We start from the raw sequence: 14037 nt of genomic DNA on the forward strand, positions 1-14037 counted from the left end.
AGAACCTTTAATGTGATGGATGACTGTTCCCGTGAGATATTGTGTATCGAAATAGCTACTTCAATTTCTTCTTTGCGGGTAACTCGGACACTTGAACAAATCATAGACTGGCGGGGCAAACCGCTCTGTCTACGCGTAGATAATGGTCCTGAATTCACCAGTCATCATTTTGAGCTCTGGTGTAAAGACCAAGGCATCGCTATTCAATTTATCCAGCCCGGTAAGCCTATGCAGAACGGGTACATCGAACGGTTCAACCGAAGTTATCGCAAAGAAATTTTGGATGCTTATTTATTTTTCAACTTGTCAGAAGTAAGAGAACATACCCAGGCATGGATGGATGAATACAATAACAACAGACCCCATGAAGGTCTTGGGAATCTTACACCAACGGAATTATCAAAAAATATTAGACACAAACAACAAATAAATCAATTAGTAACGTAAATTAGAAAAGTCCAATCCCAGCTGTCGGAAAAATGGGGTACTTACAGAACGACTTTTCCAACAGGGGATCCTCCTGTTTAAGAAGTTCTTCCGTATTGAAACCGCCGTCGACCATCTTTTTAAGATAGGACTTCACCGTATTCTTGCTCATACCAAGGATGCGGGCGATTGTTTTTATTCCGCCACCGCTCTGGTACAATCTTAATTGCTTTATCTGACTCATTCGTTTTGGTTTTCTAGCCATCAGTGATCCGAATTGTTTGATCACTAAGTAACAAAAACTACTTGCTAAGGGGTCAGCATGCTCCAGCGAAATGAACTGAAAAATGAATTAGGGGGGCAACATGAGCCAGTATGGCAGTTGAATAACAGCTTTAAAAGCAATATGCATCCCTAAATCTATTTCAATTTTGAGGGGTCAGCTTGTTCAAGTATATCCAGTATGAATAAGTATACGGCTCCAGTTTGAATAATTGGAAGAATAACTTATTTAATTTATTTCATCGACAAAATTCATACTACTGTTTTAAAAAAACAGGTATTTACTTTAAAACAAGATGTTTTAAAGTAAATACATCACTTTAGTACCTTTCTGATATTATCTATAAATTTTGTAAAATCAATATTTTCCATTAAATCATCACAGAAATTATTAATGAAATAATCTTCACTTATCTTTCTATCTTCAAAATCTTTCTTTAATTTAAAATAAAATTTTTTATCGGGATTCGGGGGAGTTGTAGGATATTTTTCCTTAAACTCTTTAGCCAAGCTTTCAATAGATTTTAGGGTAAAATATTTGTCATTTAAAACTCTAATCAACTTAGTTTCAGGGTCTTCAATAATAACTTTATAAAGAAACTTCTCTATACTTTTTATCGGAAGAAAAAACTTTTTTATGTCTTTATACTCACTACTTACCTCATTAATTATATCTCCGTCTAAAATTGATACGATTTGCTTTCCTAAACCTAACACATTCCATCTTAATAATTCTTTATGTAATTCCAGGACGTTCTTCCAGCCACCAACAGGTACAATATGTATTAATTTACCAGCTTTAAGGTTATATGTAAATAGAATTTTTTCTACAATATTTTTAGTCAAAACATCTTCAACCAAAAATAAAAAGTCAAAGCCATCATGTTGGTAAACATCACGTATCAAATAACTTGGATAACAATTTGACTCAATAGAAAGAACTCCGTTGTAATTTTGTACTTTATATAAATTTGATGGTTTTATCTTACGTATTACTTCAGGAGAATGGCTAGTCAGCATTACTGTTAAATTTTTATGTGCCGTTGTTAATTCATCAAGTAAATCTATTAATCGACTTACTGCAATAGGATGCAATGCTAATTCAATTTCATCAATCAGAACTAAAACTTTTTTATCAACAGGAAGTGATTTCCTCACAATAGAGTTATAAATAAAGTGCAGTAAAGAAACAAGTAAACATTCTCCAGAACTCATTCTATACTGACTTATCAATCTATCATTCACGTTTATGAAATATGGCGTGTTGTTAACATTAATTTTTCTAGTAATATATTTATTCCTTACCCTATGCAATGATTTATAATGATCATAGTCACCATGAAGAATATAACTTAATTTTTCAATTACATACTTATCAGCTGGGACAATTTCACTTGCATCTAATTTACCACTCTCGAAATATTCATCAATTCTCCGAGAATCATTAAACCTCGTACCATAAAACAATGAGCCTTCATAAAGACCATTTAATTTTAATGTTCTTGGAAAAATGTTTGATGTCCAAAAGCCATTTGTAGTATCAACTTCCCAAGTGTCATTTACACCATCCACAGTATACATTACTTTAGAACTTTGTTGATAATCTTCCTTTTTCAAGGTTCCTAAATAGTGTTTAGAAATTAATTGAGCAACAGATAGTAAAACCGTACTTTTGCCACATCCATTGGCACCAACCAAAGAATAGACACCACTTTCTAAGGGCAATTCAAAATTAGCGCTTTCAATATTTTTTATTTTCTCAATTTTAACTTTTAATGTATTCATTTATTTCATTATTTCTAAAAAATATTCACTTTGATTTTATTGTATAAATTTACTTTAGGTTGTTAAAACGTGATTTCTGTCCCGCCCCTATATACTGATAAAAAAAACATTAGTATTGCTTATCTTTTTAGAATTTGTATTATAAAACTATAATATTCAAAAAGCATTTCATTGATACTACTGTACATTTCCTGCATCTTCTTCTCATAGCTGGTAGAGCGACCGCCAAAGAAATCTACATAGCTCGCCCCTATATCGCTAAAGATATTGGTGCCGATGACAACATTGGCTGCTATTGGATCATTATATCGTGAAATCTCCCTCCCTTCGATGGAATTGGTCGTGTTTACTATCATGGCATGCTACTTTTCAATCGGGCAAGGTTAATACCCAAGCCTAATATACATTATTTATTCTGAATTAATATGTTTACAGCTATTAACTTTCAAGATTATTACAAACTGTAAGGCTAAGGTATAGGTTTAAAAGTAGGATTTGTTACGGGAAACCGTAACCGATATAACAATTATCCTACTCACCAAAACATAATGATATTTTATATTTACGATGAGTTGCATATTATTTTAAACAATTCTGGTTTCCCATAATCCCTGATGAAAATTAAGTGTTAATTTTATGATATGTACAAACATTTTACGGATCGAACATATTAAATATCGAACGTAAATTGCTCATGCGACAACGCTCACATTATTTTATAAAACACATCAATGTTATATATCATACCAACAAAACACGGACTAGGTTTAGAGATATGGGGAACTTATGATGATCTCAACAATTTTTATGAGGTCGTCGCCAAATTCTGGAATAACGAAGACAAAATAAATCAGAAAGGATTTGACAATAGGGATACTTTGATCAGCGGTTTTTCCTATGAAATCCGTAAAGCAAAAGAAGGAAGCCGTCTAAAAACGGACAGAAATCATTTAACCTATGAGGAAGGTTCGTACTTGGGTGTACAGATTTCCTGGGTTCATTTCCTATTTTCTCTTACCGCCCTGAAATTTAATATGCGTTATGCAGAAACTAATAAATTTGATATATCACAGATTTTAGTCATAGAATTTTGGCTTGAAAAGGCCATGTATTCTTATGATGTAGTTGGTGCTGCACATCTAACAGGTTTTATTGAAGATGCAATTTATGGCGGCAATAAATACATATATCATTATATGAGGAGCATAAACCTAGATTATTTTAAACTAGGAGGAGGAAAAAAAGCATTTCGAAAATTACCTGGCTTATTGAAAAGAGCTGTTTATTATACAGAGGAATATAAAGATTATGAGTCTTTCTTGACCGCGGAAGCTAAAAGACTTAACTGCGAAATTTCAGAACTGGAATTAAGTGATAGTGATTTTGATTACGAAACGGTTAAATGGTAAAATCATATACTATCTATTTTATTACTGACACTTTTGCTACTAAGCTTTTATCATTTGCCTTTCTTATTTTTTAGATTAATGCTTTAGGTCTTTGTTTGACGCGGTAATACCTACCTTATTGAAAGAAACAATTGATTACGGAGACGGTCTTAAAATTGAACTATTTGAACTTTTGCCATTCTATAAATCAATATTTGCACGGCAAATACGCTGCTTATAAGGTAATGTTTAGCATTCAACTATAGTGAGCCGGTTTTTTGAACGACAAAAACTAAAATACCTTATTTGCTTAGGATTTTTGTAAATTTAATGACAGACCATATTTTAACATGAGTACACCACAAAAACTGCTAAAAAAAATACAAAGTATATCTGAAAATAAACTTACCGTTGAATTAATAATTCCACTATTAGAAGTACTTGGATATAAAAAAGTTGAGTTCAATGGTGGCGTATACGAGGATGGAAAAGATATCATTTTGTGGTATGATGATAGATTCGAGAATACTAAAGTATCGGTAGCACAGGTTAAGCACTTTAAATTATCGAATAAAGCGTCAGGAAATGATAGTCTTCAAACTGTAGTTAATCAATTGGAAAACTGTATCAAAAAACCCATATTGTACACTGATAAAAAAAAATATTTACCCACTGAAATAATACTAATATCCTCCTACCCAATTAATACTAATACATTAAAAACTCGATTTAGTGAACATGAAACACTGAAGGATCATAATATAGATATAATTGACGGAAATAGACTAACTAAACTTCTACTAAAAAATTGTATGGATATTGTAGATAATTTATTAGGAATTGAAACCAATATTCCTGATAAAATTTCCCCAACTCTAAACAATGAAATTCTCCTAAAAGCTTTAGGTTATAACAATAAGATATCTATCAAAGCTATTTACACCGATATTAATTTTAATTTGGGTAAGAGAACACCTAGAGTTCTACTGAATGAGAAATACGATCCAATCGAACACAACTACGATTTAACTTTAGAACAATGGAGAGAATTCAGGGGCATTTGCGAATCTTTATCAGCTGAATATGAGGTAAATTTTCTAAACAGATCATTAGAAGATATTAACTCTTCTGCCGATTTAACAATTTACAATAAATGGCAAGACAGTTTACATCGGAAAGAAAAAAACCATAAAAATAAACTAGCAGAAGTTGAAGATGCTAGACTTAGTCTAAGAATTAAAGAGCAAAATCTCAAAGAAACTAAGCTTAAGAAACAAGATAAGGCTTCTATTGCTGAGGCTAAGGAATTAGTAGAAATTGAAAAATCGAAAGTACAATTTCTAGAAAAGGAATTGTCTTTAGCTAGTAAACAATTGGAAACTAATAAAATTGCCCAACCAAAGGTACTTTATAAAATAACAATTGATGGGTATAAATTATCGCAACAAATTATCAAAAAGCACGATTGGATAATCACTCAAATTAATGGGTTAAACAGTGAACTGAATCTTAGTATTAGTGAATTGAAAAACTTTTTGAAAAAGGCAGAGACTGTTATATCTACTACTGAGGTGATATTCAGAAATCCATTAATAACAAATTGTTTAAAATCTAAAGAAGACGATGTTATCGGAGAAGGAGAAATACCACGCCTTTCAATTGATATTCATAAAATTTTTGATACGGGGTTAAACTTCCTTGTATTAGGAGAAGCGGGCGCTGGCAAAACGACAACCCTTCAAATGTATGCGCATAATCAATCCCAGTTGGGTAGTAAAATGCCTATTTGGATTTCTCTTTCTAGAATGATACAATATGTTAATGAAATCCAACAGGATAATGAGCCCTTAGAATTAATTCAATGCATCAACATCTATTTAAACAAACTTGGTATATCAACTGATGTTGGTTTACTTGAGGGACTGTTTAAATCCAAAAAAACAGTTCTTTTACTGGACGGTTTAGATGAAGCAATTAAACCAGGACCTTGGCTTCCAGAAGAAATTAATAGGTTTAGTAAAATTTATAATTTCAACACGCAGATAATTGTCTCCTCGCGGCTATCAACAAAAGAAATAAATACCATCTCATTTTTTTCTATAACATTGATGCCGTTTACCACAAAACAGAGAAATTTATTTATAAGGCAGTGGTTCTCCGAAATAAATAATGATGTTATATATCGCAGAATAACAAAACATCTAGAGGATAATAGAGAAGTGGCTGAAATAGTAAGAAATCCGCTATTAACAACCACTCTGTGTGTACTAGCTGAAAACAACTTGGCACTACCACGTACAGAGATCAATCTTTACAATGATAGAATCAAATTATTAACAGGGTATTATGATAACGTGAAGAATATAGTATCTAGGATTACAATAACTCCCCATCATTTGGAAACATTATCAAGCAAATTAGCCTTTTTCCTACATTCGAATAATACCCGGGAAGGAACGCTTGAAAATCTAATTAGTTTTGCTGCAGATGCTATGAAAAATCATCTCAGTAGAGAACAATCAACAATTGCCGTCCATGAATTAATAGATCCTTGCAATATACTTATCCCTATGGAAAAAAATGGTCAATATGGTTTTGGGCATTTAAGATACCAAGAGCATCTAGCTGCTAAAGAAATTTTGGGGAATAGAAGCATAAAAATACAACCATTATTGAAAAACCAATGGTGGAAGGGTGTATTCACTATATTTTCAAAATTGAATGATAATATTGAATGGCTAATTAAAGACTTAGGACAGCAAAATCTAGTCAATAAAAACCAAGAGATATTATTTGAAATAATCGCTGCGAGACCAAACCATGAACAAGAATCGTTAGTTGACTTTGTGCAAAAGTATCTGTCGGCTGAAAATGGGAATTTATAATATAAATGGATTAACACACTGAAAACTAATTACATTATTAGCATGACGAATAATCAAATACTCGACGCAATATTACATTGTTATTTGTTCGCTCAAAAGATGAAACTTGAAAATAATGCCAAGTATTCAAAAATGACTTTTGAATTTATTTTCAATGCACAAACCAAAGACCAGGCTGTTGAGTCTTGGCAAATGGAATTTTTAAAGCAAACTTTGATTAATGATGGTTTTATTAAACTTCCTGAAACAGGTGTTGAACCTTTTGAGCTTACCCCTTCTGGCGTTAAAGCGGCACAGCTTGGTTGGTATAAAAAAAATGAAAGAGATCTAGAAACAGAAATCCAAATAAACTCATTAACAATTAAAGATTTAAAACGCTCCAAAACTTCATTAATAATAGCTGTATTAGCCTTAATTATTCCAACGATACTGTCGGTTTATAGTTTAGTTCAAAGTACTAACTCTGATAAAGATAAAGAAATCGACAAATTGGAAACTGAACTTAATGATGCGAAAAGAGAAATTGATGAAATAAAAAAAGAGATAGTTTTATTAAAAAAGTGAACAAAAAGCAGCCCCCTTGTTAATCGTTAAGTGAAATCTTCCCAAAAACAGGTGAGTCTACAAGGCCATTTTATTCTATCCTAAGTTTGATTATTTTAATTTCTCAGAATAAAGTAATGTGTGAAAATAAAACCTGAAATTAAGATCCCAAGCCCCTACATAAATATAAAATTCCTTATGATCGCATGATGCTCTTTATGTTTTTTACTCTCGTAGACAACCATTTCGGGGTATGACAAATCTTTGAAATATATTATATCAAATTTATACCCAATTGGCTCCGTATTAATTGTTGGCATAAACTCAGATAACTGATTTACCCATTCAGAATAATAACTTCCTGTTTCAGGGTCTGAGCCATAATCAACGTGGTAGTTATAATGCAAAGAATCAGTATAAATTTTAGCACCATCAAAATATTCAAATTTTATATATTTTTTGTCTAGAATACCTTTAGATCTCAAAAACTCCTCAAATCTTTCCGAATCAAAGTCACCGTTTTTATTTAAAAATTCTTCAGACTTAGATAACTTATAAAATGGATTATCGACAATTGTTGCCGTTCCTTTATTACCATTCACAACTAAAACTAACAACTTTAAGTTTTTAAAATTGTCCATCAACTCGATAACGAAAAGAATGATTAACGGAATTAGACAATAAAAAACTTTTTTGGTTAATGAATTACTAATTTTCATATCCTTTGTAAATTTAGCTTAATAAGGTAAGATTATTTATTACTTTATTTACTCCCCTTTCCTGAGATTTCGTCGATATCTACACTGAGCCCAATAATAGCATCAGCACGAATTGCCTGCGCACGTTGCTTGAGCATTTCGGTAACACGCTTGTACATTTCCTGCATCTACTTCTCATAGCTGGTAGTTCGACGGCGAAAGAAATCTTCAAAGCTAGCTCCTATATCGCTAAAGACAGTGGTGCCGATAACAACATTGACAACTATTGGATCATTATATCGTGAAATCTCCCTCCCTTCGATGGAATTGGTCGTGGTTACTATCATGGCATGCTACTTTTGAATCGGGCAAGGTTAATACCCAAGCCTAATATACATTATTTATGCTGAATTAATATGTTTACAGATATTAACTTTCAAGATTATTACAAACTGTAAGACTAAGGTATTGATTTGAAAGTAGGAATGTTTACGGGAAACCGTAGCTGATTTACTCAACGGTTTTACTAAGACAATAAAGTAAAAAAAAGCCCCCCTTATAACCGCTATGGGAGGCCATGTTGGCTAGATGTCCGCTTGGGCTAGATGTTAACCGGCTTTGGGCATTCATCTACTGTAAAGATCGCGAGATTAGTTGAGATAATTGTTGTTCATTTCTTAAAAAATGTTGTTCAAAAATTCCATCCTAATAATAATTCAATTCCATAAGGCTATTTCACTTCATCAAATATATGATCAGTTTCAAAATCACTCCAGATCAACCCACTCTTCGATAATGACAACCGTCTTTTATCAGAAAGCTTCTCTATGATAACCAACACCTCATCTGTCAACGTAAAATATTTTTTGCTGCTTAGATCATCTATAGTCAAAAATCCGGTAACACAAAACTTATTGACAGCTAGTACTCCGTGCTCAACAGCTAGAAATATTTTTTTTTAAAACCAAATAGGATTCGATATTGTATTAATAGTACTTTTCAAAAATAGGTTGTAATTAGGAAGCCTTGAGATCCTCCCAGACTCAAGGTTTTTTTATTCCTCATAGCCTAACTCATCAAGGATAATAACAAGTTCGTCGGTGGTCAACCAGCTCGTATTGTTACATAGCATTACCCATTCGCCATTGCGAAAATCTACATTCATTATAAAAAACCGATCAATCATAATTTGCAAGGTTCCACCGCCATGCAAAACAGAAACCTCAACCACTTGCTTCTGACCACACACGTCACATTCGAACTTTATATTCTTTTTCATCGAATATCGTCCTTTATCCACTTTAATTCCCCACGTTGTATCAGGACTATATACTTTTGCACGTGATCATCGGTCAATAAGCAATTGTCATCTAGGTGGTAATTGAACTGTTTAGTGAATGGGGCATACTGAATACTTCCTACATAGGCATTATTGAGATAAATATGCCAAAGGCTGTATTTCTTGGCCCGAACTTCCACTACCTGACGTTTTCCATGATGATAAAACAACTCAGGCACATCCGTATCAAAGCGAAGTATAAGGGCGTCAATGCACGCTTCCTTGATGTCATCGGCGAGTACACCGAATGCCAATTCCCACTCTCCCTGAGATTTCCTGAAAACATAAAAAGCAAGACCATTTTTGTTGTAAAGATGATAATCTTTCATGCCCATGCTTTTATCATGCACGGTAATTTGAGCGTACATTACCCGATTTCGGCAAAAGATTTCCAGAGGTTTCATTTTACAATATTACTAAAAATATTAGTAATATTGTATAAAGTATAGATATTTAGGGTTTCTCATTTTTTATAGGCCATTGGATGGATGAAGCCTCTAATAGCTGGTAGAGCCACCGCCAAAGAAATCGACATAGCTCCCTCCTATATCGCTAAAGACAGTGGTGCCGATGACAACATTGGCTGCTATTGGTCGTCTCTTCACATCCAGAAATATTTAGATACGATATTCCAACTGGACTGGCTCTGCCAGGCAGCTGTATATCAGATCTATACTATACACTCAATCTCGATATCGGCGTTCCGCGGTAAGGAGGTAACCTCGATGGAGCTCGTGTATAAGCTATTTAATATGAGTAAGAAGTGCAGGCAAGCTCTATTTTGACGATTGGGCATTACGATTCACTTTCATAAACAAATCTTCGTATATAGTTTTCCAGATCAGTAAGTTCAAAAGGCTTTGTTAAAAAACCTTCTGCCCCACATTCCAAAGAGATTCTTCTTCCGTCGATATGACCTGACATCATAATCACGGGCAGCTTATCATATTTAGCGGAACTCTTTAGATCACGGAGTATCATGTCACCATTCCGTGCATGCATATGAATGTCCAAAAAGAGTATATCAGCATTCATAGTATCCAACACTTCCGTCAGGACTAAACTGTTTGCTACAGATATAACAATCGTATACTGATTCTCTAACACCAAGGAAAATGCATTTAGTATTTCTTTATCATCATCGCACACTACTATTGTCTTTTTCATCTTATTTTTTTAAGAAATATTTTTTTCATCGCTTATTAAAAAATGGATCTTAGGCATAAGATCCACCTTCCTTGATTGTTGATTAGCTCTTAATGAGCTTTTCCATTGAGTAAGTTTATCGCCCTAGAGCTTTTTAAAATTGAACGCCCATCGAATATATTTGGTTCTACTTCAAACGTCATTACCCATACTTCACGTGTATATTCAGACGAAGACGTATAAAAACATCGCTTTGTGATGAAACTCATTTTGTTGTCAAAACAATGGGTATATCATTCAGCTTTGCAAATTAAAAAAGCGAGCAAAAGCCTGGTGTAATAATCCAGACTGTATACCCGCTTCAAAATAATCTGCCTTGTGCAAGTGCAAAAAATAAGCTACCTTTTCGATTGCCTATTTCTTTTTTTTACGGAAAACATTATCCGTTACCTCTTTAGAGGAGCCATCTTTTTCCTTTTGATAAGAAGATTGTGCTTTCTCTTTGGTGCTTTTTTCCTTTTTAATGTCTTTACTCATGATGTATGGATTTTATAAAATGATGGTCCTTTTACTTTCAATAGCTATGATTGATCGGAAGGAATAATATTAAGCTGAATCGTATTTACTCTTTGAAGTACGCAAGCTGCTAGTTGTTGAACTGAAAATTTCCGAAAGGTATATCGTGGAGAATTTAAAGATAAAACAAGTGTATTTATCATATCGGATCTACTGAATGGGTTAAGATGAATAGCAGATCGCAGTAATAAATGTACGCATAATAATTGACAATCAGGCATCAAGTTTTTTAAATACACTAACGAACAGGTTCATTCATATAATCCGTCATCTTAAGCCGGGCCATTAAATAGCTTATTGTGGATTCTGCGCCTTGATTGATGTTGATCGTGTGTTCTTCCAGGCCGTCAAAGCATCCGCCGGTAATAGGATTATAAACAATCTGCCGAATATGGTTCCTTCCCAGAAACCATTCAAATACGATTCGTATATTTCTCTTATACTGCTCATCTCTTGTAAACTTATAAAACCTATCTAGTGCAATAATGGTATAGGCAACATCAATAGGCTGCTCCCCGCCCCTAGTTTTGGTTGCCGGCTGGTCTCGTTGTGACCATCCTTTGTTGGAAATCACATGAACCTCATTGTCAACAATAATCTTGCTCAACAAGAAATCAAAAGATTGACAGGCAATATCTCTGTAGCGGCAATCCCCAGTTGTCTCATAGGCGATTAACATAGCCTCCGGAATAACACTATTGCCATAGGTCATATACGATTCATACCACTGCCAGTCCGTAGAGCTCTCATGTTTAAACATGGCTGCCAATCGATCCGCAAGTGCCTGGATTATAGCTTTATAATTTTTGCCCTTCATAAAAATCAGTCCCTTAATCGTGAAGGCCATCGATCTTGTCGAAAAATACACTAAAGCATGTTTGGAGGCTCGCTCCATAAGTTCTATTGCAAGCTTAACTATTCTTTCCGGCAAAAGATTGGCCATGCCCACCACTTCGCCCAGAGCCCAGACTGCTCGACCGTTGGCATCTTCAAGATTCTCCTGCTGGTTTTGTATCGTGAAATTACCGTAGATATCTACATAATTTAGAAAGGTGTTATCTTCTTGCATACAATGACCTATAAAATCCAGATATTTCTGTATCAGACCAAGGTCTTCGTAGGTTTCGTATAATCTATAGTGATGTAACATGGCTATAAGCGCTCTTGCATTGTCATCCAAAGCATAACCGCTTGAAAGGTCCGGCGTGGAAATATCAGCAAATTGAACAAAGCCGCGCTCATCGGACATCCGAAAAATATGGTCCAGATTCAGCGGCGGAATGGAGTAGATCATTTTCCCTTTTTTATCTATAAGAAGCTCAAAAAGATATACATGAGCTATAGCAACGTTTTGCCAGGAAGTCTTGACCATCTTCTCAAGGTTAACATGATGAATCTTGCTTAATTGAAGTTCATCATCCAAAATATGATTGACAGCAGCTGCGAGCTGATCAGAAGCTTGAAAATCTATTATGGTGCCCATATCTTCCTTTAAAACCTCCTTCACATGCGGGATTGGCGTAGAGATGATGGGGCATCCGGAGCTCAGCGCATAAGAAAACGTACCGCTAACGGCCTGTAGCGGATCTTTTGACGTAAAAAGGTATACGTCGGTTATAGATAGATAGGCTAATAAGTCTTCCGTGGAAAGAAATTCGTTAATAAAACGCACATGAGCTGAAATACCGAATTCATCAACTATTGCCTCAAGCTCATTTCTATACGACTCTCCATCAATTCGAAGCAGGTTGGGGTGTGTCATTCCTAAAACAAGGAATATCACATTTGGGTTTTGTTCGATAATAGATGGAAGTGCATAAAGTGTGGTTTCTATACTCTTGCTGGGCCCCAGCAAACCAAATGTACTGAGGACTTTCTTGCCAACTAGGTTAAAATACTCAAGAATGGCATATTTATCCTTAGCTGGGGCTAAATGGGTGCCGTGCGCAATTACAGTTATTTTACTGGTTGGAATTTTGTAATTATGAATAAGGATATCGGCAGATCCCTGGGTCATCACGATGATTTGCGAGCAATGATAAGCAATGGCAGATACATGTTCGAGCATAGTGCGATCAGGTGCTGGCAACACTGTATGGAAAGTGACAACAGTAGCAAGTTGTGCTGCATTGAGATCCGAAAGAAAAGATATGAATTTAGCCTCCTGACCAAGGAAGAGACCAAACTCATGTTCGACACAAATCAATTTAATATCCAGATCACACAGGATATTTTGAAGGATATTATCGAATGAAAGCGGATTTAAAATATCTAGCTTCCCCAATGGGCCATCATCTTGCGATGTATTATTATCTACAATCGGTATGGGAATTAGCCGGTACGACTCTTCAAATTTACTCGCGATAGCATTTATCAGATCTGTTGTATAGGTTGCAATACCGCAGGCGCGTGGAGGAAAAGTGGAAAGGAACGCAACTCCTTTTTTTGTTTTTGAAATCATGTTGGATTTTTTAAGTGAAGTCCTTGCATACGATCTTCTTGTATCTTTGACAAGGTGCTACACGTAGGGAGGTTTATAAATGTACGAAAATAAAATGAGAGAAATGCTAGCTGGAATGTTATATCTGAAAAACTATTAATGTTATGTTAAAATTTGAATCGGATAATATATGCTCGAACCTTTTGCTGAATCAGTTCGCCGTCCAATAGATCATCCTGCTTCTCCATCGGTATGCGAGCAACCTTTTTAAGATGTACTGGTGTCCCCATTGGGTAATAATAAACAGCTGGCTCCCCTTTCCTGAGATTTTTCAGAACAAAAGTTAGGTAAACAAGTCAATATTACCTGCAAAAAATGATATTGTTCTTTGTTTCTTCAAAATTTTGGCTCCATTTAGAAGCATAACCTAACATCTCACGCAATAAGGTAGGCACTGCAAATACGTGTGCGGATCGGAAAAAGTCGATTTCGGGCACATTTGCATATAGTATAACCATTAAATCGACAT

General features: G+C 34.6%; 16 protein-coding genes. 5 read left to right on the forward strand and 11 right to left on the reverse strand.

The features are described 5' to 3' along the window. Positions 1-447, forward strand: a 447-nt coding sequence (locus BGP15_RS11030) for an integrase core domain-containing protein (RefSeq protein WP_286769530.1), incomplete at its 5' end; no start/stop codon positions are given. A gap of 1 nt (position 448) precedes the next feature. Here the strand turns inward: BGP15_RS11030 and BGP15_RS11035 are convergent. From BGP15_RS11035 to BGP15_RS11045, 3 genes are all read right to left on the reverse strand, one after another. Then, a complete protein-coding gene (locus BGP15_RS11035) occupies positions 449-670 on the reverse strand; it encodes a hypothetical protein (RefSeq protein WP_286769531.1) in 222 nt (73 codons plus the stop codon). Positions 671-1023: 353 nt separating this feature from the next. Further along, complete coding sequence (locus tag BGP15_RS11040) at positions 1024-2493, reverse strand: ATP-dependent nuclease (protein WP_286769532.1); 1470 nt, start codon at positions 2491-2493, stop codon at positions 1024-1026. Between the two features lie 119 nt (positions 2494-2612). After that, the gene (locus BGP15_RS11045) at positions 2613-2849 is read right to left on the reverse strand and encodes a YbjQ family protein (protein WP_286769533.1); all 237 of its coding nucleotides are present in this window, start codon (positions 2847-2849) and stop codon (positions 2613-2615) included. A 375-nt stretch (positions 2850-3224) separates the two neighbouring features. On the opposite strand from BGP15_RS11045, the gene BGP15_RS11050 reads away from it, so the two are divergent. From BGP15_RS11050 to BGP15_RS11060, 3 genes are all read left to right on the forward strand, one after another. After that, positions 3225-3902 carry a DUF6904 family protein gene (locus BGP15_RS11050; protein ID WP_286769534.1) on the forward strand — a complete coding sequence of 226 codons (678 nt, stop codon included), beginning with the start codon at positions 3225-3227 and terminating at the stop codon, positions 3900-3902. A 329-nt stretch (positions 3903-4231) separates the two neighbouring features. Continuing rightward, entirely contained in the window at positions 4232-6766 is a 2535-nt protein-coding gene (locus BGP15_RS11055) for an NACHT domain-containing protein (protein ID WP_286769535.1), read from the forward strand. A gap of 99 nt (positions 6767-6865) precedes the next feature. Next, positions 6866-7330 carry a hypothetical protein gene (locus BGP15_RS11060; RefSeq protein WP_286769536.1) on the forward strand — a complete coding sequence of 155 codons (465 nt, stop codon included), beginning with the start codon at positions 6866-6868 and terminating at the stop codon, positions 7328-7330. A gap of 155 nt (positions 7331-7485) precedes the next feature. Here the strand turns inward: BGP15_RS11060 and BGP15_RS11065 are convergent, their stop codons facing one another. The 5 genes from BGP15_RS11065 to BGP15_RS11085 all read right to left on the reverse strand — a co-directional run bounded on the left by BGP15_RS11065 (position 7486) and on the right by BGP15_RS11085 (position 9675). Then, complete coding sequence (locus tag BGP15_RS11065) at positions 7486-8028, reverse strand: hypothetical protein (RefSeq protein WP_286769537.1); 543 nt, start codon at positions 8026-8028, stop codon at positions 7486-7488. Positions 8029-8072: 44 nt separating this feature from the next. Further along, a complete protein-coding gene (locus BGP15_RS11070; protein WP_286769538.1) occupies positions 8073-8195 on the reverse strand; it encodes a hypothetical protein in 123 nt (40 codons plus the stop codon). After that, positions 8196-8354, reverse strand: coding sequence for a heavy metal-binding domain-containing protein (locus tag BGP15_RS11075; protein ID WP_286769539.1), 159 nt, complete (start codon positions 8352-8354; stop codon positions 8196-8198). 707 nt (positions 8355-9061) lie between these two features. Further along, positions 9062-9286 (reverse strand): hypothetical protein, encoded by a 225-nt coding sequence (locus tag BGP15_RS11080; RefSeq protein WP_286769540.1) that lies wholly within the window; start codon positions 9284-9286, stop codon positions 9062-9064. After that, a complete protein-coding gene (locus tag BGP15_RS11085) occupies positions 9283-9675 on the reverse strand; it encodes a hypothetical protein (RefSeq protein WP_286769541.1) in 393 nt (130 codons plus the stop codon). The genes BGP15_RS11080 and BGP15_RS11085 overlap by 4 nt, the downstream gene beginning before the upstream one ends. Positions 9676-9834: 159 nt before the next feature. Here BGP15_RS11085 and BGP15_RS11090 point away from each other — a divergent pair, with 159 nt between their 5' ends. Next, entirely contained in the window at positions 9835-10131 is a 297-nt protein-coding gene (locus BGP15_RS11090) for a hypothetical protein (RefSeq protein WP_286769542.1), read from the forward strand. 10 nt (positions 10132-10141) lie between these two features. Here BGP15_RS11090 and BGP15_RS11095 read toward each other — a convergent pair whose 3' ends face one another. The 3 genes from BGP15_RS11095 to BGP15_RS11105 form a co-directional block, all read right to left on the reverse strand. Beyond that, on the reverse strand, positions 10142-10513 hold the full coding sequence (locus tag BGP15_RS11095) for a response regulator (RefSeq protein WP_286752178.1): 372 nt from the start codon (positions 10511-10513) through the stop codon (positions 10142-10144). A gap of 393 nt (positions 10514-10906) precedes the next feature. Then, complete coding sequence (locus tag BGP15_RS11100; RefSeq protein ID WP_286752179.1) at positions 10907-11029, reverse strand: hypothetical protein; 123 nt, start codon at positions 11027-11029, stop codon at positions 10907-10909. A 277-nt stretch (positions 11030-11306) separates the two neighbouring features. Beyond that, positions 11307-13529, reverse strand: a complete 2223-nt coding sequence (locus BGP15_RS11105; protein WP_286769543.1) for a glycosyltransferase — start codon at positions 13527-13529, stop codon at positions 11307-11309. Positions 13530-14037 lie beyond the last annotated feature (508 nt).

The sequence above is a fragment of the Sphingobacterium sp. 40-24 genome, from assembly GCF_001899705.1.
Taxonomy (GTDB): Bacteria; Bacteroidota; Bacteroidia; order Sphingobacteriales; family Sphingobacteriaceae; genus Sphingobacterium; species Sphingobacterium multivorum.